Origin of the sequence: Methylobacterium indicum (assembly GCF_017347565.1) — a bacterium.
GTDB classification, from domain to species: domain Bacteria; phylum Pseudomonadota; class Alphaproteobacteria; order Rhizobiales; family Beijerinckiaceae; genus Methylobacterium; species Methylobacterium indicum.
This window is the reverse complement of sequence record NZ_AP024145.1, coordinates 3,575,314-3,593,827: the sequence shown is the minus strand read 5'-3', so window position 1 is coordinate 3,593,827 and position 18,514 is coordinate 3,575,314. Positions and strand designations below refer to the sequence as shown.

Annotated in this window: 16 protein-coding genes; 7 read left to right on the top strand and 9 right to left on the bottom strand. The window is 72.4% G+C overall.

What is annotated here, in order from left to right; genetic code table 11:
• Nucleotides 1-44: 44 nt before the first annotated feature.
• Nucleotides 45-392, bottom strand: a complete 348-nt coding sequence (locus miv_RS16855; protein WP_048427028.1) for a DUF6481 family protein — start codon at nt 390-392, stop codon at nt 45-47.
• 281 nt (nt 393-673) lie between these two features.
• Here miv_RS16855 and miv_RS16850 point away from each other — a divergent pair, with 281 nt between their 5' ends.
• The 4 genes from miv_RS16850 to miv_RS16835 all read left to right on the top strand — a co-directional run bounded on the left by miv_RS16850 (nt 674) and on the right by miv_RS16835 (nt 6,676).
• Nucleotides 674-1,720 (top strand): HD-GYP domain-containing protein, encoded by a 1,047-nt coding sequence (locus miv_RS16850; protein WP_048427029.1) that lies wholly within the window; start codon nt 674-676, stop codon nt 1,718-1,720.
• Complete coding sequence (locus tag miv_RS16845; RefSeq protein WP_244748557.1) at nt 1,717-4,725, top strand: hybrid sensor histidine kinase/response regulator; 3,009 nt, start codon at nt 1,717-1,719, stop codon at nt 4,723-4,725. The genes miv_RS16850 and miv_RS16845 overlap by 4 nt, the downstream gene beginning before the upstream one ends.
• 175 nt (nt 4,726-4,900) lie before the next feature.
• On the top strand, nt 4,901-5,881 hold the full coding sequence (locus tag miv_RS16840) for a cation diffusion facilitator family transporter (protein WP_048427030.1): 981 nt from the start codon (nt 4,901-4,903) through the stop codon (nt 5,879-5,881).
• Between the two features lie 369 nt (nt 5,882-6,250).
• Nucleotides 6,251-6,676 carry a Ros/MucR family transcriptional regulator gene (locus miv_RS16835; RefSeq protein ID WP_048427038.1) on the top strand — a complete coding sequence of 142 codons (426 nt, stop codon included), beginning with the start codon at nt 6,251-6,253 and terminating at the stop codon, nt 6,674-6,676.
• A gap of 149 nt (nt 6,677-6,825) precedes the next feature.
• Here miv_RS16835 and rimM read toward each other — a convergent pair whose 3' ends face one another.
• The 4 genes from rimM to miv_RS16815 form a co-directional block, all read right to left on the bottom strand.
• On the bottom strand, nt 6,826-7,548 hold the full coding sequence (rimM, locus tag miv_RS16830; protein ID WP_207177879.1) for a ribosome maturation factor RimM: 723 nt from the start codon (nt 7,546-7,548) through the stop codon (nt 6,826-6,828).
• Between the two features lie 10 nt (nt 7,549-7,558).
• Nucleotides 7,559-7,918 carry a 30S ribosomal protein S16 gene (rpsP, locus tag miv_RS16825; RefSeq protein WP_048427032.1) on the bottom strand — a complete coding sequence of 120 codons (360 nt, stop codon included), beginning with the start codon at nt 7,916-7,918 and terminating at the stop codon, nt 7,559-7,561.
• Between the two features lie 76 nt (nt 7,919-7,994).
• Nucleotides 7,995-9,629 (bottom strand): signal recognition particle protein, encoded by a 1,635-nt coding sequence (gene ffh, locus miv_RS16820; protein ID WP_207177878.1) that lies wholly within the window; start codon nt 9,627-9,629, stop codon nt 7,995-7,997.
• Nucleotides 9,630-9,661: 32 nt separating this feature from the next.
• The gene (locus miv_RS16815) at nt 9,662-9,883 is read right to left on the bottom strand and encodes an eL24 family ribosomal protein (RefSeq protein ID WP_048427034.1); all 222 of its coding nucleotides are present in this window, start codon (nt 9,881-9,883) and stop codon (nt 9,662-9,664) included.
• Nucleotides 9,884-10,158: 275 nt separating this feature from the next.
• On the opposite strand from miv_RS16815, the gene miv_RS16810 reads away from it, so the two are divergent.
• From miv_RS16810 to ribB, 3 genes are all read left to right on the top strand, one after another.
• Nucleotides 10,159-10,665 carry a hypothetical protein gene (locus miv_RS16810; protein ID WP_048430613.1) on the top strand — a complete coding sequence of 169 codons (507 nt, stop codon included), beginning with the start codon at nt 10,159-10,161 and terminating at the stop codon, nt 10,663-10,665.
• Between the two features lie 266 nt (nt 10,666-10,931).
• Nucleotides 10,932-12,074 (top strand): chorismate synthase, encoded by a 1,143-nt coding sequence (aroC, locus tag miv_RS16805; protein ID WP_207177877.1) that lies wholly within the window; start codon nt 10,932-10,934, stop codon nt 12,072-12,074.
• Nucleotides 12,075-12,348: 274 nt separating this feature from the next.
• The gene (ribB, locus tag miv_RS16800; protein WP_407942722.1) at nt 12,349-13,443 is read left to right on the top strand and encodes a 3,4-dihydroxy-2-butanone-4-phosphate synthase; all 1,095 of its coding nucleotides are present in this window, start codon (nt 12,349-12,351) and stop codon (nt 13,441-13,443) included.
• Nucleotides 13,444-13,881: 438 nt separating this feature from the next.
• Here ribB and miv_RS16795 read toward each other — a convergent pair whose 3' ends face one another.
• From miv_RS16795 to miv_RS16780, 4 genes are all read right to left on the bottom strand, one after another.
• Nucleotides 13,882-15,171: an O-acetylhomoserine aminocarboxypropyltransferase/cysteine synthase family protein gene (locus tag miv_RS16795; RefSeq protein WP_058618632.1), complete on the bottom strand. Its 1,290-nt coding sequence runs from the start codon at nt 15,169-15,171 to the stop codon at nt 13,882-13,884.
• Nucleotides 15,172-15,197: 26 nt separating this feature from the next.
• Nucleotides 15,198-15,521: a response regulator gene (locus miv_RS16790; RefSeq protein WP_244276617.1), complete on the bottom strand. Its 324-nt coding sequence runs from the start codon at nt 15,519-15,521 to the stop codon at nt 15,198-15,200.
• Between the two features lie 234 nt (nt 15,522-15,755).
• On the bottom strand, nt 15,756-16,952 hold the full coding sequence (locus miv_RS16785) for a sensor histidine kinase (RefSeq protein WP_207177875.1): 1,197 nt from the start codon (nt 16,950-16,952) through the stop codon (nt 15,756-15,758).
• A gap of 143 nt (nt 16,953-17,095) precedes the next feature.
• Nucleotides 17,096-18,373, bottom strand: coding sequence for an O-acetylhomoserine aminocarboxypropyltransferase (locus miv_RS16780; RefSeq protein WP_048430617.1), 1,278 nt, complete (start codon nt 18,371-18,373; stop codon nt 17,096-17,098).
• Nucleotides 18,374-18,514: the final 141 nt, after the last annotated feature.

The following is an 18,514-nucleotide window of genomic DNA, read 5'->3' as shown; positions in this document are numbered from 1 at the left end:
TGAACGATGGCGGCCGTCCCTCGGGGCGGCCGCAGGCGTATCGGCTACTTGCGGCGGGCCTTGCGGGCGGCGTAGCGGGCGTCGCGGGCGGCCTTGCGCTCGATCTCCATGGCGGCCTCGCGCTCCGCGGCTTCAGCGGCCTCGCGCTCGGCCTGGGCCTTGGCCTCGGCCTCCTCGGCGGCGCGGCGCTCGGCCTCGGCCTGCTTGGCGGCGTCGCGCTCCGCGGTGCGGGCGGCGCGGGCCTCGGCGATCTTCTGGCGCTCCGCCAGGCGCGCCTGGACCTCGGGGTCGTCGGCGGCGGGCCGGGCCTTGAATCTCTCCAGCAGGGCCTTCTTCGCGTCCGCGGACGTGCTCCGCCGGTCGTTGAAGTTCTGGTCCTTGAAGCCGGCCATCGTGTTGGTCTCGTCTGTCCTGCGTGCGGGGGCGCGCCCGTCTCGTGTCGCGCCGGGAAGTGTGCGGAGCTGTCCGGCCGCCGCTCCGGGTTTCGCGCGGCCGCCGCCAGTGCTCTAGCGCCGCCCGCGTCCAGTTTCAAAGCCTAAGACGCCGCAAACCGCCGCGGAACCACCGGAACGGCGGCCGATCGCGCGAAATCGCCGCTCTGCGGGGAGTGAGTTGTCAAGGTTTCCCCGGCACGGTCGCGGGGCGGGGGCGAGCTCCCGCCGGAGGAGACCTCATGCGTGCGATCGTCCTCGACGATGCGGAGTTGAACAACCTGCTGATGCTCGAGGCGTTGCGGCCGATCGTGGGGTGCCGCCCCGAGAGCTTCACGCGGCCGGCCGACGCGCTCGCCTGCGCGGCCGCCCACACCGACGAGATCGGCATCGTGCTGACCGACTACGAGATGCCGGGCATGGACGGCCTCGCGGTGATCCGGGCCCTGCGGGCGCTGCCGGGCTTCGCCCACGTGCCGATCGTGATGGTGACGAGCTTCGACCAGCGCGCCCTGCGCCGCTCCGCCCTGGAGGCCGGCGCCACCGACTTCGTCAACAAGCCCTGCGACCCGGTCGAGATCCGGGCCCGCGTCACCAACCTGCTGGCGCTCCGCCGCGCCCACAAGGCCGAGGCGGCGCAATCCGCCCGGCTCGCCGAGGAGGTCGCGGCCGCCGTCGCCCAGGTCGAGGCGCGCGAGCGCGAGATCGTCACCGTGCTGATGCGCGCCGCCGAGCACCGCGACACCGATACCGGCGATCACGTCGCCCGGGTGGCGAACTACACGGTCCTGATCGCCGAGGCCCTCGGCCTCTCGCCCGACCAGTGCCGGCTGATCAGCCTCGCCTCGACGATGCACGACGTCGGCAAGATCGCGATTCCCGATGCGATCCTGCTCAAGCCCGGCCCCTTGAGCGCCGAGGAGCGCCGGGAGATGGAGCGTCACGCCGAGCGCGGCGCCCGGATCCTCGCCAACAGTTCGTCGGACGTGGTGCGCCTCGCCGCCGAGATCGCGGTGAGCCACCACGAGCGCTGGGACGGCACGGGCTACCCCAACGGGCTCGCCGGCACCGACATCCCGCTGCCCGGCCGCATCGTCGCGGTGGCGGACGTCTTCGATGCCCTGACCAGCGACCGGCCCTACAAGCGCGCCTGGACGCTGGACGCCGCGCACGCCTTCCTGCTGCGGGAATCCGGTGCGCATTTCGATCCGGCGGTGGTCGAGGCCTTCCTGTCCCGCTGGGACGCCGTCGCGGACCTGGTCGGCCGGGCCGCGAGCCGGGCCGCGTGAGGTCGGGGATCGTGACGGGCGGGACGATGGCGGACGGCGACATGCCGCACCCGGGGCCGGGCCAGAACCGGGACCTGCGCGCCCGGGTGATCCGCGTCGCCGAGGCGCCCGACGCTCCGCCCCCGGGGCGCCCGGCCGCCGGACCGGTGGCACCCGCGGCCGACCGGGCGACCGGTGCGGCGCCCTCCCGCTTCGCCCGATCCCGGCTCGGCCGGCGGCGCGCCGATCCCGGTCCGCCGTCGCCCGCCCCCCGGCCGGCCGCCGATCCCGCCGGCCCGGCGCGCGGGGCGCGCAGCCTGGCAGTCCGCCTCGGCCGGGCGGTGCTCGGCGCGGTGATCGTCGCGCTCGCCGCCGGCACGGTGATCGGCGGCTGGCAGGAGACCAACCGCTACGCCGCCGATACCCGCCGGGCGCTGACCGACCTCGCCAACGTCTTCGCCGCCGCCGCCGCGGGCGCCGCCGCCGCCAACGACGCGGCGGGCGCCCACGCGGCGCTGCGGGCGATCAACAAGGTGGAGGGCGTCGGCTATGCCGGGCTGACCCGCCCGGACGGATCGGTGCTCGCCGAGCAGGGCAGCGGCCTGCGCCTGTCCGACGACATCGACCTCGACGACGGGGGTTTCAGCCCCTTCCACCTTCTCTTCGTCCACACGGTCAAGGTCAGCGTACCGGTCGTGGAGAACACCCGGATCGTCGGGCGGGTGACCCTGATCGCCGATGCGTCCGAGCTCGCCGGCCGGCTCTACGGCGTGGTGCGCAACGGCCTCCTGGCGGCCGCGCTCGCCATGGCGGTCGGGTTCGCGGTGGCCTGGCGCCTCGGGCGCGCCCTGACCCGGCCGCTCACCGCGCTCGCCCGCACCATGGATGCGGTGCGCGAGAACCACGATTACGGCCGTCGGGCCGCGATCCTCTCCGGCGCCGACGACGAGGTCGGCCGGCTGGCCACGAGCTTCAACGGCCTCCTCGATACGGTGCGCGAGCGCGACCAACGCCTCGTCGAGCATCAGGCCCGGCTGGAGCAGGAGGTGAGCGACCGCACCCAGGACCTGAGCGAGGCCAAGGAGGCGGCGGAGGCCGCCAACAGCGCCAAGTCGTCGTTCCTGGCGACGATGAGCCACGAGATCCGCACGCCGATGAACGGCATGCTGGTGATGGCCGAACTCCTCGCCGCCGCCGACCTGCCGGCGCGCCAGCGCCGCTACGCCGAGGTGATCGCCCGTTCCGGCCAGAGCCTGCTCGCGATCATCAACGACATCCTGGACTTCGCCAAGGTCGAGGCCGGCAAGCTCACGCTCGAGCGCATCGCCCTCGATCCGGCCGAGGTCGCCGACACCGTCGTCACCCTGTTCGGCGAGCGTGCCCGGGCCAAGGGGCTCGACCTCGCGGCGTTCGTCGGGCCCGACGTGCCGCTCTCCGTCGCGGGCGACCCGGTGCGCCTCGGCCAGGTCCTCGGCAACTTCGTCAACAACGCCCTCAAGTTCACCGAATCCGGCCACGTCCTGGTCCGTCTCGAGACCCGGGACGCGGGAAAGACCCTGCGTCTCGGCGTCACCGACACCGGCATCGGCATTCCGGCCGAGACCCTGCCGACGATCTTCTCCGCCTTCTCGCAGGCGGACGGTTCGACCACGCGACGCTTCGGCGGGACCGGGCTGGGCCTGTCGATCGCCGAGCGCCTCGTCGCCGCGATGGGCGGGCGGATCGGGGTCGAGAGCGAGGTCGGACGCGGCTCGACCTTCTGGGCCGAGATTCCCCTCGACATCCTGGCCGAGGCCGAGCCCGTGACGCGGGCGCCGGAGATCGTGCCGGCCGTCGTCGTGGCGGTGTCGGGAGAGGCCACCGGCACCGCCCTGGCGGCTGGCTTGCGGGCGGCGGGCTTTATCCCGCAGGCCGCCTCGGCCGAGGCGGGGGAGGGCGCCCACCACCTCGTCGAGGCCGCCGCCCTCGCCCGGACCGGGCGGCGCCCGGACGGGGCCGGCCGGGTCGTGGCGCTGGCGCCGATGGGCGAGCCGAGCGGAGCGGCGGTGCTCTCCTCGGGCCTCGCCGACGCGCTGCTGCGCTGGCCGCTGGCGCAGGCGGAATGGCGCCCCGCCCTCGCGGCGCTCGCCGCCGGCAACGGCTTTGCGGGGATCGGTGCCGAGGCCGGGCCGGTCTCGGCCCTGCCGCGCTACCCCCATGCCCGGGTTCTCGTGGCCGACGACAACCCCGTCAACCGCGAGGTCGCCGTCGAGGCGCTCGGCCGTCTCGGCGTCACCCGGGTCGTCACCGTGGAGGACGGCTACCGCGCCCTCGAAGCGGCACGCGACGGTGCCTTCGACCTGATCCTGATGGACGGCAGCATGCCGGTCCTCGACGGGTTCGACGCCGCCCGGGCGATCCGGCAATGGGAGGCGGCGCAAGGGACGCCCCGCACCGCCATCGTGGCGGCGACCGCCCACGTCGTCGGTACGGCGGCCGAGGCCTGGCGCGAGGCCGGGATGGACGGCGTGCTGCTCAAGCCCTTCACGCTCACCGACCTCGCCCGCACCCTCGCGGCCGCGCTCGGCGAGACCGGGACGACGGCCGGCGACGCTCCGATGGAGTCCGTCACGGAGACCGCCCCCGGGGCGGAGCCCGCGGGCTCGGCCGTCGCGCTCCTCGACCCCGACACCCTGGCGGGGCTCGCCGAGATGGCGGAGGGCTCCGGCTCGGCCTTCGTCGAGCGGGTGCTCGGGCTCTTCGCAGCGCATGGCCCCGACGGCCTCGCCGCCCTGGCGGCGGCGGGCTCCGATGCCGAGGCCGCCGCTCGGGCCGCCCACGGGCTGAAGTCGATGAGCCTCAATGTCGGCGCCGCGGCGCTGGCCTCGCACCTGCGCGACATCGAGCACGCGGCGCGGGTCGAGGGACGCGCCCCCGACGCGGCGGCGCTGGCGCCGCTCGGCGACCTGCTCGCCGCGAGCATCGCGGCCCTCCACGGGCATTTCGGCCTGCCGGTCCCGGCGCCTGCCTTGCGCGACGCGGCCTGAACCGCGCCGCGCAGGACGGATCCGCTTTTCGAGGACGGAGCGGCGCACGATCGCTCGCGGCGGCCGGACCCATCCGGCCTTTCCCAGCGTTAGCACAGGTTGTGCCACGGCCACGCTCGATGCGGGGCCGCGGCCATCCCGATGCGGAACCACCCCCGAGGAGCGCGAGACGACCATGGCCCACGAAAGCAGCGGCGCGATCTACACCGCCGCGGGCGCCAACCTGGCGATCGCCGTGGCGAAGTTCGTCGGCGCCTTCTTCACCGGCAGCAGCGCGATGCTGGCCGAGGGCGTCCATTCGGTGGTCGACACGGCCAACCAGATCCTGCTCCTCGTCGGCCTGAAGCGGGCGCAGCGGCCGGCCGATGCCCGCTTTCCCTTCGGCTACGGCCGCGAGGTCTACTTCTACGCCTTCCTGGTCGCCCTGCTGATCTTCCTCGGCGGCGGCGCCTTCGCGGTCTACGAGGGCATCCACAAGCTGCAGCACCCGGAACCCGCCGCCGACGCGGTGATCCTCGGCCGGACCATCCCGGGCGTGATCGTCAACCTGGCGATCCTCGGCTTCGCGGTCGCGGCGGAGGGATATTCCTGCTTCGTGGCGCTCAAGGCGTTCTGGGGCGAGAAGGGCCGGCTGCCGCCGATCACCGCGATCCGGCGCAGCAAGGACCCGGCTCTGTTCACCGTGCTGATCGAGGACGTCGCGGCGCTGACCGGTCTCGTCGTGGCGATCGGCGGCGTCATCCTGGCCGAGACCCTGAAGCAGCCCGCCTTCGACGGCGCGGCCTCGATCGTGATCGGGCTGATCCTGATCGGCATGGCGATCTTCCTGATGATCGAGACCCACGGCCTCCTCGTCGGCGAGGCGGCGGAGCCGGAGCTGGTCGCCAAGATCCACGATATCGTCGGCTCCGAACCCGGCGTGACCCACGTCAACGAGGTGCTGACGCAGCATCTCGGGCCGGCCGACATTCTGGTCAATGTCAGCCTCGACATGGACGACCGGCTCGACGGCGGCCAGATCGAGCGGCTGGTCAGCCAGCTCGAGGCACGGATGAAGGCGCAGAGCCCCAAGGTCCGGCGCGTCTTCATCGAGATCCAGTCTCGCAAGGCCGCCGTCCCCCAGGCCGAGCGGTCGTCGCCCGTGCCGGCGGCGTGAGCCGGAGGCCGGCCCGGTCGCGGGGCGGCCCGCGCCCGGGCCGCGGACAGACCTGTTCCCCGGGCGTCGCCGCGACCGATTGATCTTTATGCAATTATCCGCGAAATCAAGTCGCGGTTTGCAACCTTGAGTATATTCAATCTGATTGTATCTGCGTGAAATCCACAAGAACTACCTGATTTTATCGCTGCGTTGCTGATGCCGTCTTGCGATCCGTCGAAAGACTTGCCAACGATTCTGTGGGATCGGGCAATGGCCCCTGTCGGCCTGGCGGGCAACGGCTCCCAAGAAGATCGAGTGGCGGTGCGGACCCGAGCCGGCCCGCTCCAACGCCTCCGTCCACCACACTCTCGAAGCGGAACCCTTATGATGTCAGACGTGGAAACTCAGGACCAGGAGCCGGGCGAACTCGTCATGCTCACGGCCGATATCGTGTCGGCCTACGTGTCGAAGAATTCGGTTCCGGTCGGAGACCTCGGAAGCCTGATCGCGGCCGTCCACGCCTCGCTCGAGCGCGTCGCCGCCCCGCCGGCCCCCGAGCCCGAGAAGCCCACGCCGCCGGTGCCGATCCGCAAGACCGTCACCCCGGACTACATCATCTCGCTCGAGGACGGTAAGCCCTACAAGTCGCTCAAGCGCCACCTGACCACCCGCGGCCTGTCCCCGGACCAGTACCGGCAGAAGTGGGGCCTGCCGCACGACTACCCGATGGTCGCCGCGACCTACGCCGCCCAGCGCTCCGAGCTCGCCAAGAGCTCGGGCCTCGGCCAGCAGCGCAAGAACCGCGGTCGCTGAGGCCCGCGCGGGCCGCGATCCGCCCGATCGAACGAAGAAAGCCTGCCCGGCGGATCGCCGGGCAGGCTTTTTCGTGTCGTTCGCGACCGTCCACCGGGTGAATGGGGGCAGGGATCCGGTCCGTCGCGACCGAGCGGTCGCCCGGCGCTTCAGGCGGCGTCGGGATCCCGCGGCGCGGCCGGCGCGAACAGATCCTCGGGCGGCTCGACGACGACCCGGCGGCCGGCGACGTCGATCTCGGGCACGAAATCCCGGGTGAAGGGCAGGAGGGCCGGGCTGCCGCCCGAGGCCGGCGCGATCTCCAGGAGATCGCCGCCGCCGTAATTCGGTACCGCCCGCACCGTGCCGATCGTGTGGCCGGCGCGGTCCACGACCGCGAGGCCGACGAGGTCGGCGGCGAAGAATTCGTCGTCGTCCTCCGGCGCGCCGAGGCGCTCGCGGGCGACGTAGAGGCCGAGGCGGTTCAGGCTCTCGGCGCCGTCGCGGCCCGAGACGCCCGCGATCCGGGCGATGAGGATGTCGGCGGCACCTGCGGCCGGACGCAGGGACAGGATCTCGATCCGGCGGCCGTCGGCCCCGGTGAGCGGCCCGTAGGACCCGATCGCGACCGGGTCGGCGGTGTAGGATTTCAGCCGGACCTCGCCCTGGAGGCCATGGGCGCGGCCGCATTCCCCCAGCAGCACGAAGGCGGGGTCCTGGGCGATTCCTCCGCCCTGTACTGGGGCAGCCGGGGAGGGGGCGCCCCGGGATCCGGTCCCGGAGCGCGCGTCTTGTGCGGGCGCGGTGCGCGCGGGCGCGCCTGCGCCCCGGCGCGGATCGGAACCTCCGCGGGTGGAACCGCGGGAGGAACGGGCGTCGGGGCGGCGCGCCATGATCGCGGTCTTACTCGGCCGAGTCGGCGGCGGCGCCGGCCTTCTCGGCGCGGGCGGCGGCGCGCTCCTTGGCCTTGGTGCCGGGCTCGGCCTTCTGCGGGTTGTTGCGGGTCGGACGCTTGGCGAGGCCGGCGGCGTCGAGGAAGCGCAGGACGCGGTCGGTCGGCTGGGCGCCCTTGGCGAGCCAGGCCTGGACCTTCTCGGTCTCCAGGATCACGCGGGCCGGATCGTCCTTCGGCTTCATCGGGTCGTAGGCGCCGACCTTCTCGATGAAGCGGCCGTCGCGGGGCGAGCGGGCGTCGGCGACGACGATGCGGTAGTACGGGCGCTTCTTGGCGCCGCCACGGGTGAGGCGGATCTTGAGGGACATGGGTCTCTTCCTTGTTGGAGGGGTGCGAGGATCGTTCGACGATGTGGGCGGGTGGGACCTTCCGGCCCCGCGCCACCTACTTCTTCTTGCCGAAGGGGAGGCCGCCGAGGCCGGGCAGGCCCGGGAGCTTGGCCCCCAGGCCCGGAAGCCCGGGGGCGGCGGGGGGCGCCTTACCGGCAGGGCCTGCCGGCAGCTTGCCGGCGGGGCCGGACGCCTTGGGGCCGCCGAGGCCGGGCGGCATCGGCGGAAGGGAGGTGCCGGGCGGCAGGGCCTTCTGCAGCTCGGCGAGCATCTCGGGGGTGGGCTGGGGCATGCCGCCGCCCATCATCTTGCCGAGGCCCCCCATGGCACCGCCCATGCCGCCGCCGCCGAGCCCGAACATGCTGCCGAGCGCCTGGCCGATGCCGCGCTTGCCCGAGCCCATGGCCTTCATCATGTCGGCCATGGTGCGGTGCATCTTGAGGAGCTTGTTGATCTCCGAGACGTCGACGCCGGCGCCCTTCGCCACGCGCTTCTTGCGCGAGGCCTTGAGCACGTCGGGGTTGCGGCGCTCCTCGGGGGTCATCGACGAGATGATGGCGCGCTGGCGCTTGAACATCTTCTCGTCGAGGTTGGCGCCCTCGACCTGCTTCTTGATCTGGCCCATGCCGGGCAGCATGCCCATCAGGCCGCCGATCCCGCCCATCTTCTCCATCTGGGCGAGCTGCATCGACAGGTCGTCGAGGTCGAACTTGCCCTTGCGCATCTTCTCGGCGACGCGAAGGGCCTGTTCCTGGTCGATGGTCTCGGCCGCCTTCTCGACGAGCGAGACGATGTCGCCCATGCCGAGGATGCGGTTGGCGACGCGGGCCGGATGGAACTCCTCCAGCGCGTCGACCTTCTCGCCGGTGCCGACGAGCTTGATCGGCTTGCCGGTGACCGCCCGCATCGAGAGCGCCGCGCCGCCGCGGGAATCGCCGTCCATGCGGGTGAGCACGATGCCGGTGACGCCGAGCCGCTCGTCGAAGGCCCGCGCGGTGTTGACCGCGTCCTGGCCGGTCAGGGCGTCGGCGACGAGCAGCACCTCGTGCGGGCCGGTGGCCGCCTTGACGTCGGCGGCCTCCTGCATCAGCGCCTCGTCGAGGGTGACGCGGCCGGCGGTGTCGAGCATCACCACGTCGAAGCCGCCCAGACGCGCGGCCTCCATGGCGCGCTTGGCGATCTGCACCGCCGACTGGCCGGCGACGATCGGCAGCGACTCGACGCCGACCTGTTTCGCCAGAACCGCCAGCTGCTCCATGGCGGCCGGGCGGCGGGTGTCGAGGGAGGCGAGCAGCACCCGGCGCTTGTCGCGCTGGGTCAGGCGCCGGGCGATCTTGGCGGTGGTGGTGGTCTTGCCCGAGCCCTGGAGGCCGACCATCAGGATGCCGACGGGGGCCGGCGCGTTGAGGTCGATGATGCCGGCCTCGCCGCCCAGCATCGCCACGAGCTGGTCGTTGACGATCTTCACGACCATCTGGCCGGGCGTGACCGACTTCAGCACGACGGCGCCGACCGCCTGCTCGCGCACCTTCTCGGTGAAGGTGCGCACCACCTCGAGGGCGACGTCGGCCTCCAAGAGGGCGCGGCGCACCTCGCGCAGGGCGGCGGTGACGTCGGCCTCGGTCAGGGCGCCGCGGCGGGTCAGCCCGGACAGGATGCCGGAAAGACGATCGGAGAGGCCTTCGAACATGCGCGTCAGTCTCCGGGTTTACTCGTCCGAGGTCATTCGTGCAGGCCCGCGGAGGCGGCGCGCCGGGCCTGGAGGGCACCCTCGAAGTGGTGGAGCGCCCGCTCGAACTTGTCGCGGCAACCGGGATTGCAGAAGCCAACGACCGCGCCGTTGTAGAGCGTCAGCGAGTCGGCTGCGATCGGCTTGCCCGACCAGGGGCAGAGCTCGTTCACCGCGTCCTCGATGCGCAACGGCGTGGGGTCGGTCCTGGTCATCCGGTCTCCTGCGGGCCCCTCGATGGAGCGGCCGATCGCGAGGATTCGCCCAACGCAAGTCGCGCCCGAGGGCGCATCGCGCTGTCGGGCGTTGACCTCCGGCCTCACGGGCCGGTCGGCGTCGGGACGAGACCTCGTCCTGAGCGGCGGGGCCTACCGGCCGCCGCCCGCGATGTCAAGGCGGGACCGGCGCGGGACGCAGGGGTTGGGGTGCGTTTACCGGTTCTTAACCATCCCGCCGTTAACTCGCAGGCAAGATTTGCAGGAGACGCGGCGTGTCCGAACCCGCTTTGAAGACGCAGACCACCGCCGCGCCGCGGCCGGCCCAGGGCCCGCTCCAGGACTGGCTCGCGACCCTCTCCCGGATCGACGCCGCCGACCAGGCCGCCGCCGCCGCGCCGCGCCGCCCGGCCGAGGCCCAGACGGCCTGGGAGCCGCGCATCGTCGCCCCGGCCGAGGCCGGTGCCGAGACCGCCAAGGTCGCCGCCGAGACGGCCAAGGCGCCGGTATCCGCCCAGGCGCCTGCGACCGCCGCCCCGGCCCTGCGCGGCGAGGACGACGACCTGGCCGCTCTGATGGCCGAGAACATGATGCTCAAGGCGCGCCTGCGCCAGGAGAACGACCGCTACGACGAGCTGCAGGCGATGCTGGCCGATGAGCTGCGGGCCCTGCGCTCCCACGTGCAGCAGGAGGTCGACAAGGCCGAGGAGCTGCGCGCCGAGCGCGACCTGTGGATGGCCCGTGCCGAAGCCCTGGCCCAGCCGCTGTTCCAGCGCCGCTGATCCGCCCGACGACCCGGGAGAGACGCGCCCGGGCGGCGCTCCCGAAGGGGATCCGGCAACATGACGACGCCCCGGTGCCGATCTGCTCGGTGCCGGGGCGTCCTTGCGTTCGGGAGGCTTGCCGCGGCGAGCCCGTCCCGTCCAGTTCCGGCGGCACCGCTGGCCAGTGGTACCGTCGTAGGCGCGAAATGCCATGCCCCGCGAGGCGATTTCCCGAACGGCACAAAATGCTCTAGAGCGGCGGCGCCATTTCTCGCAGACCCCCGATGTCGCATAACAGCTTCGGCCACCTCTTCCGCGTCACCACCTTCGGCGAGAGCCACGGGCCGGCCCTCGGCTGCGTCGTCGACGGCTGCCCCCCGCTGATCCCGCTCGACGTGGCGGAGATCCAGGCGGATCTCGATCGCCGCCGGCCGGGCCAGTCGCGCTTCACCACCCAGCGCCAGGAGCCGGATCAGGTCCGCATCCTCTCGGGCGTCTTTGCCGACGACCGGACCGACGGCCGCCAGCTCACGACCGGCACGCCGATCGCGCTGATGATCGAGAACGTCGACCAGCGTTCGAAGGACTATTCCGAGATCCGCGACAGCTACCGGCCGGGCCACGCCGACTACGCCTACGATGCGAAATACGGCATCCGCGATTATCGCGGCGGCGGCCGCTCCTCGGCCCGCGAGACCGCGGCGCGGGTGGCGGCCGGGGCCATCGCCCGCAAGGTGCTGGCTGGAATCACCATCCGCGGCGCGCTGGTTCAGATCGGCCCGCACGCGATCGACCGCGCCCGGTTCGACTGGGACGAGGTGCAGAACAACCCGTTCTTCTGCCCGGACGCGACCGCGGCGGCGGAATGGGCCGTCTATCTCGACGGGATCCGCAAGGCCGGCTCGTCGGTCGGCGCGGTGATCGAGGTGGTGGCCGAGGGTGTGCCCGTCGGCCTCGGCGCGCCGATCTATGGCAAGCTCGACGCGGATCTCGCGGCGGCCATGATGTCGATCAACGCCGTCAAGGGCGTCGAGATCGGCGACGGCTTCGCGGCCGCCGCCCTCCGGGGCGAGGAGAATGCCGACGAGATGCGGCCCGGCAACGACGGCCGGCCGATCTTCCTCGCCAACCATGCCGGCGGGGTGCTGGGCGGCATCTCGACCGGCCAGCCCCTGGTCTGCCGCTTCGCCGTCAAGCCGACCTCGTCGATCCTGACCCCGCGGGCCAGCGTCACTCGCGACAACCGTCCGGTCGACGTGCTGACCAAGGGCCGGCACGACCCCTGCGTCGGCATCCGGGCGGTGCCGGTGGGCGAGGCGATGATGGCCTGCGTGCTCGCCGATCACCTCCTGCGCCACCGGGCGCAGGTCGGGACCGAACCCGGTCCCGTGCCGGTGTTTCAGCCCGAGTCGTTTCAGCCGGAGTGAAATCACGGCGATTTCAGTTGGACTGAAATCGCCGCGGGTCTATGACGACGGCGTGAAACTCGGCGACTGGCTCCGGCAGCAGGGCGTGACCCGCATCGACTTCGCGCGGCGCTGCGGGCTCTCTCCGGCGGCGGTGACGGGGTTGTGCAACAATCCCGAGCCCTGGCTCTCGCGGGAGACGGCCGCCGCCGTGGCGCAGGCGACCGGCGGCGCCGTCACCCCCAACGACTTCCTGGGGCTCGTCCCCTCGGGGCTTGGCCCCTCGCGGCAGGAGATGCCCGTGTCCCACGCATCAATCATCGAGGCCCTCGACGCCTTCGCCCGCGGCGAGATCGTGGTCGTCACCGACGACGACGATCGCGAGAACGAGGGCGACCTCGTCGTCGCCGCCTCGCTCTGCACGCCGGAGAAGATGGCGTTCATCATCCGCAACACCTGCGGCATCGTCTGCGCGCCGATCACGGTGGCGGAGGCCAAGCGCCTGCGCCTCGAGCCGATGGTCGCCTCGAACGACGCGCCGCTCGGCACCGCCTTCACGGTCACGGTCGACGTCAAGCACGGCCTGACCACCGGCATCTCGGCCGAGCAGCGCTGCAACACCGTCCGGGCGCTCGCCAACGGCAACATGGGCGCCACCGATTTCGTGCGCCCCGGCCACGTGTTTCCGCTGATCGCCAAGGACGGCGGCGTGCTGATGCGCTCCGGCCATACCGAGGCCGCCGTCGACCTGTGCCGGCTGGCGAAGCTCCCCCCCGTCGGGGTGATCTGCGAACTCGCCAACGACGACGGCACGGTGATGAAGGGGCCGCAGATCACGGCCTTCGCCGAGAAGCACGGCCTCAAGCAGATCTCGGTCGCCGAGCTGATCTCGTACCGCCAGGCGCGCGAGAAGCTGGTCGAGCGGGTCGGCACCTTCCCGGTCAAGACCGAGTGGGGCGAGATGACCGGCTACGCCTACACCACGCCGTTCGAGCCGATGCAGCAATTCGCCTTCGTGCACGGCCGCATCGGCGAGGGCCGCGACGTCCTGGTGCGCCTGCACCGCTCGAACGTGGTGGCGGACGTGATCGAGGGTGGCCGTACCATCGAGGCGGTGATGCGCCGCTTCGCGCAGGAAGGCCGCGGCGTGCTCGTCTACCTGCGCGACGGCACCGCCGGCGTGCCGCTGTCGCAACTGCCCGACGGCGCCGGCGAGGACGGGGCGGAGGCCGCCCGCGTCCGCCAGTGGCGCGAGGTGGGCCTGGGCGCCCAGATCCTGCGCGACCTCGGCGTGGTCTCGATCCGCAACATCTCGAGCGCGGCGCGGTCCTATGTCGGCCTGTCGGGCTTCGGTATCGAGATGGTCGGCGACGAGCCGTTGGAAGGGTAGGGGGCCTCGGCACCACCGGCGCGGTGCCGAAACCCTCCGCGTCGTCCTGGGGTCCCGGAAGCCTCGGCGTGTCGCGCCGGACGACCCTCGAACGGCATCGAGCGCGACAGGTTGAGATCGCGCCCGCCCTGCTTCGGGCGACGGGACGAGAGCGTCGCCGCAGCCACTCGCCGCCCTGCGCGGCCACCTCGCCGAGATCGGGATGGCGACGGCCCGGGGCCGGCCGGCGACCGGGGTTCATGGACGCCGGTCACCCCGCATCCCGTCGATGTTGCGTCGGTCGGGCAACGGCACGAGAGGATCGGGGCCCGGGAGAAGACGGATCGGGCAACCGAGCGGCTGACGACCCCGCTCCTCACCGAACCGATGTTCGTGCGTGTCACGCATGCGAGGGGCGGCGATCCGGAAGCATGTGGGGGCCGGAATGCCGCCCGACGCTCAATCCAGCGCGTCGAGCGATTGCGCCACGTCGGCGATCAGGTCCTCAATCGATTCGAGCCCGATCGACAGGCGCACCGTGTCGGGACCGACCCGGGCGGCCTCCTTGTCGGCGGCGGGGAGCTGGCGGTGGGTCGTGGTGGCCGGGTGGATCGCCAGGGACTTGATCTCGCCGATATTGACGAGGTGCGAGATCAGGTTGAGCCCGGTGATGAACTGCTTCGCCGCCGCCTCGCCGCCCTTGAAGCCGACGGTGAAGATCGAGCCGGCGCCCATCGGCGAGTAGCGGTTGGCCATCGCCTCGCCGGGCTGGCCGGGCAGGGACGGGTAGCTGACCCAGGCGACCTTCGGGTGGTCCTTCAGGAAGGCCGCCACCGCACGCGCGTTCGAACAGTGGCGCTCCATGCGCAGCGGCAGGGTCTCGGTGCCGGTGAGCGTCAGGAAGGCGTTCATCGGCGACAGGCCGGGGCCGAGGTCGCGCAGGCCGAACAGCCGGCAGGCGACCGCGAAGGCGGTCTCGGGGAAGCGCTCGGAGACGACGAGGCCGTCATAGTCCGGCCAGGGCTCGTTGATCAGGTTGTAGCGGCCGGTTCCCTTCCAGTCGAAGCGGCCGCCGTCGCAGACGATGCCGCCGATCACCGTGCCGGAGCCCGACAGGAACTTCGAGGTCGAGTGGACCACGATGTCGGCGCCGTGCTCGATCGGGCGGATCAGGGCCGGGGAGGCGAGCGTGTTGTCGACGATGAGCGGCAGGCCGTGCTTGTGCGCCACCGCGGCGACGCCCGCGAGGTCGATCACCGTCCCGCAGGGGTTCACGATCGACTCGCAGACGACCGCCCGGGTTCGGTCGGTGATCGCCGCTTCGAAATCCTCGGGGGTGAGCCCCCGGGTGAATTGCGGCACGAGCTCGTAGCGGCCCTCGAGCCGCCGCATCAGGCCGAGGGACCCGCCGAACAGGCGCGAGGAGGCGACGTAGGCGTCGCCCGAGCGCATCAGGGTCATCAGCACGAGCAGCATCGCCGACTGGCCCGACGCCACCGCGACCGCCGCCTTGGCGCTCTCCAGCGAGGCGACCCGGCGCTCCAGCGCCGCGACGGTCGGGTTCGAGCCGCGGGAATACGAGAAGCCCGTCGCCCGCATGGCGAAGATGTCGGCGGCCTGCTCGTTCGATTCGAACACGAAGCCGTTGGTGAAGTAGATCGGCTGCGCCCGGGCACCGGTGGCGGGATCGGGAGCGGTGCCGGCATGGACCGCCCGGGTGGCGAAATGGAGCGTGGTCGGATCGGTCATCGGCAATCGTCCGTGGAGGGATCGGCTCAGGCGGCGCGGCGTACGGTGGCGTGCAACGTCCGCACCAGGGCCGAGGGTGCGTAGGGCTTGGGGATGAAGCGGGCGCCGGGGGGCATGTCGTGCGGGCCGGGGCTCCCCATGCCGGAAACCACCAGCACGGGAATGCGCGGCCAGCGCCGCGAGACGAGGCGGGCGAGGGCGAAGCCGTTCATCGAGCCGAGCGGCATGTCGACGTCGGTCATCAGCACCTCGACGTCGGAGCGGCTCTCCAGCACCTTGAGCGCCTGGTCGGCGTGGGGGGCCTCCAGCACGGTGAAGCCGGCCTCCGCCAGGGTGTCGGCGGCCTCCATCAGCAGCAGGCCGTCATCCTCGACGAGGAGCACCACCGGCGGGGCGTCGGTCTGCTCCCGACGAGCGTCGTTTCCCGGGCGGGTCTCTCCGTGGAGAACGTCCTGGGGTGGTCGGTCCGGGTCAGATGTCATCGCGGGCAATGCGGGCGGGGGCGAATGGTTGCGGCCGAAGGGTTGCTGCCTATGGGGCCGCATCCCCTGGGTCAAGCGCGGCCGGGCGCGGTGCCGGGCAGGTCAGGCCGTCCCGTCCTGAAGCGCGGCGAGGGGCGCCTCCAGTTCCATCACCGCCCCCTCGGGCGGGAACAGGAGCGCGACGCGGCCGCCGAAGCTGTGCACCAGGCTGCGCTCGATCAGCCGCGACCCGAAGCCGCCGCGTGCCGGCGGCGCGACCAAGGGGCCGCCGCTCTCGCGCCAGCGCAGGTGCAGGACCGCCCGCGGGCCGCCGACGACCTCCCAGGCGATCGCGACGCGCCCGGCCGGGCTCGACAGGGCCCCGTACTTCGCCGCGTTGGTGGCGAGCTCGTGCACCATCAGGGACAGGGTCAGGACCGCGCGGGGGCCGAGGGCGACCGCCGGCCCCGCGGCGGTGCAGCGGTCCGGCACTCCGTCGAGATGCGGCGCCATCGCGCCCGCCACGACCGCCGCGAGGTCGGCCTCCGCCCAGGCGCCTCGGATCAGCACGTCGTGGGCATCCGCCAGCGCCATCAGGCGGCCGTTGAAGGCGTCGGTGGCCGCCTCCAGGCTCGTGGCGCTGCGCAGGGTCTGGGCGGCCACCGCCTGGACGAGGGCCAGGGTGTTCTTCACCCGGTGGGCCATCTCCTGCATCAGGAGTGCCTGCTGTTCCTCGGCCCGGTAGGCCTCGGTCACGTCGCGGGAGACCGCGAGCAGCCGCTCGGGCGTGCCATCGGCGCCCTGGATGGCCGAGACCACCACGTCCCACCAGCGTGGGGCCTCGGCGGGGCCGGAGGCGGCGCGGAAGCGGCCGGTGCGGCCGGCCCGGGCGGCGGCCAGCGCGAGGTCCGCGGCGACGCGGTCGGTCGGGTCCGGCCAAGAGGTCGCCCAAGAGGTCGCCCAGGGCGTGCCGGTTCCCGATTGGTCGGCGGTGGTCGCCCGGCCGTCCTCGCAGCGCCACTGCACCGTCCCGTCGAGGGTGAGGACCTGGATGGCATCGCGGCTAGCGGCGAGGAGCCGCGCGGTGAAGGCCTCGCTCGCCTGGAGCCGCGCGTTCAGCTCCTCGGCGGTGGCGAGCCGTACCTCCCAGTCGGGACGCGTCCGAGCCGGCGGGGGCGGTTCGGCCGGCGAGGCCTGCCGCGCCTCGCGAAGGAGCGCACGCAGGCGGACGATCTCGTCGCGGATCGCGCGCTGCCGTGCGAGCTCGCCGCCGGCCGGAGGGCCGGCGCGAGGGTCAGGGTCGGTGTCGTGGACGACCATCGCACCCGCCTCCAGGCCCGACCGGGCGGTCCCGCGATCCGGCTCGTCCGGCACCGAATCCGGACGTGCCCCAATAGATCACGGGACCAGGCTTGGCGGCAATCGCGGTGCGTCGCCGCGGCGGACCGGCGAGGGCCGGTCGGTTAGGCGAGCGCCTGGTCGAGGTCGGCGATGAGGTCGCCCGGATCCTCGATGCCGACGGAGAGGCGCACCACCTCCGGGCCGGCGCCCGCCCGAGTCTTCTGCTCGTCGGTGAGCTGGCGGTGGGTGGTCGAGGCCGGGTGGATCACGAGTGACCGGGTGTCGCCGATATTGGCGAGGTGCGAGAAGAGCTTCAGGTTCGAGACCAGCGCCACGCCCGCCTCGTAGCCGCCCTTCAGGCCGAAGGTGAACACCGCGCCGGCGCCGTGCGGGCAGTACCGGCGGTGGAGCTGGTGGTAGCGGTCGGCCTCGAGGCCCGGATAGCTGACCCAGGCCACCGCCGGGTGGCGGCTCAGGTGCTCGGCCACGGTCTTGGCGTTGTCGGAATGGCGCTGCATGCGCAGCGGCAGGGTCTCGATGCCGTTGATGATCAGGAACGCGTTGAACGGCGACAGGGCCGGGCCGAGGTCGCGCAGGCCGAGCACCCGCACGGCGATGGCGAAGCCGAAATTCCCGAAGGTTTCGGACAGGACCATGCCGGCATATTCCGGCCGCGGCTGCGACAGCATCGGGTAGCGGGCGTCGCCCGCCCAGGCGAACGAGCCGCCGTCGACGATGAGGCCGCCGATCGAGTTGCCGTGGCCGCCGAGGAACTTGGTGGCCGAATGGACCACGATGTCGGCGCCGTGCTCGAACGGCCGGATCAGGTACGGCGTCGCCATGGTGTTGTCGACGACGAGCGGGATGTTGTGGCGCTTGGCGACCGCCGCGATCGCCGCGATGTCGGTGATGACGCCGCCCGGATTGGCGATCGACTCGATGAAGATCGCCTTGGTGCGCGGCGTGATCGCCGCCTCGAACGAGGCCGGGTCGTCGGTATCGGCCCAGACGACGTTCCAGCCGAAGTTCTTGTAGGAATGGTTGAACTGGTTGATCGAGCCGCCGTACAGCTTGTTGGCGGCGATGAACTCGTCGCCCGGCTGCATCAGGGCGTGCATCACCAGGAATTCTGCGGCATGCCCCGAGGCCACCGCCACGGCGGCGGTGCCGCCCTCCAGCGCGGCGATGCGCTCCTCGAGCACCGCGTTGGTCGGGTTGGTGATGCGGCTGTAGATGTTGCCGAAGGCCTGCAGCCCGAACAGCGAGGCGGCGTGGTCCACGTCGTCGAACACGAACGAGGTGGTCTGGTAGATCGGCGTCGCCCGCGCGCCGGTGGCGGCGTCCGGCGCCGCGCCGGCATGGATCGCGAGGGTGTTGAAGCCGGGCAGGCGGTCGGTCATGGCGTCCTCGGGCGTCGGTCTCGTGCCGACGTGCTTAGGACCCGCGGCGGCCGCGGGTCAAGCCGCGCCATCCCTCGAATTGCAAAGTCATTTCTGGTCATTGCGGCGGATGCCGCGCTCGGACACTTCGATGGAGAAGCA

What these genes read in the sequence shown, in the direction of transcription:
- miv_RS16855 (WP_048427028.1), bottom strand. Translation starts at nt 392, where the DNA reads ATGGCCGGCTTCAAGGACCAGAACTTCAACGACCGGCGGAGCACGTCC.
- miv_RS16850 (WP_048427029.1), top strand. Translation starts at nt 674, where the DNA reads ATGCGTGCGATCGTCCTCGACGATGCGGAGTTGAACAACCTGCTGATG.
- miv_RS16840 (WP_048427030.1), top strand. Translation starts at nt 4,901, where the DNA reads ATGGCCCACGAAAGCAGCGGCGCGATCTACACCGCCGCGGGCGCCAAC.
- miv_RS16835 (WP_048427038.1), top strand. Translation starts at nt 6,251, where the DNA reads ATGTCAGACGTGGAAACTCAGGACCAGGAGCCGGGCGAACTCGTCATG.
- rimM (WP_207177879.1), bottom strand. Translation starts at nt 7,548, where the DNA reads ATGGCGCGCCGCCCCGACGCCCGTTCCTCCCGCGGTTCCACCCGCGGA.
- rpsP (WP_048427032.1), bottom strand. Translation starts at nt 7,918, where the DNA reads ATGTCCCTCAAGATCCGCCTCACCCGTGGCGGCGCCAAGAAGCGCCCG.
- ffh (WP_207177878.1), bottom strand. Translation starts at nt 9,629, where the DNA reads ATGTTCGAAGGCCTCTCCGATCGTCTTTCCGGCATCCTGTCCGGGCTG.
- miv_RS16815 (WP_048427034.1), bottom strand. Translation starts at nt 9,883, where the DNA reads ATGACCAGGACCGACCCCACGCCGTTGCGCATCGAGGACGCGGTGAAC.
- aroC (WP_207177877.1), top strand. Translation starts at nt 10,932, where the DNA reads ATGTCGCATAACAGCTTCGGCCACCTCTTCCGCGTCACCACCTTCGGC.
- ribB (WP_407942722.1), top strand. Translation starts at nt 12,349, where the DNA reads ATGCCCGTGTCCCACGCATCAATCATCGAGGCCCTCGACGCCTTCGCC.
- miv_RS16795 (WP_058618632.1), bottom strand. Translation starts at nt 15,171, where the DNA reads ATGACCGATCCGACCACGCTCCATTTCGCCACCCGGGCGGTCCATGCC.
- miv_RS16790 (WP_244276617.1), bottom strand. Translation starts at nt 15,521, where the DNA reads ATGGAGGCCGCCGACACCCTGGCGGAGGCCGGCTTCACCGTGCTGGAG.
- miv_RS16785 (WP_207177875.1), bottom strand. Translation starts at nt 16,952, where the DNA reads ATGGTCGTCCACGACACCGACCCTGACCCTCGCGCCGGCCCTCCGGCC.
- miv_RS16780 (WP_048430617.1), bottom strand. Translation starts at nt 18,373, where the DNA reads ATGACCGACCGCCTGCCCGGCTTCAACACCCTCGCGATCCATGCCGGC.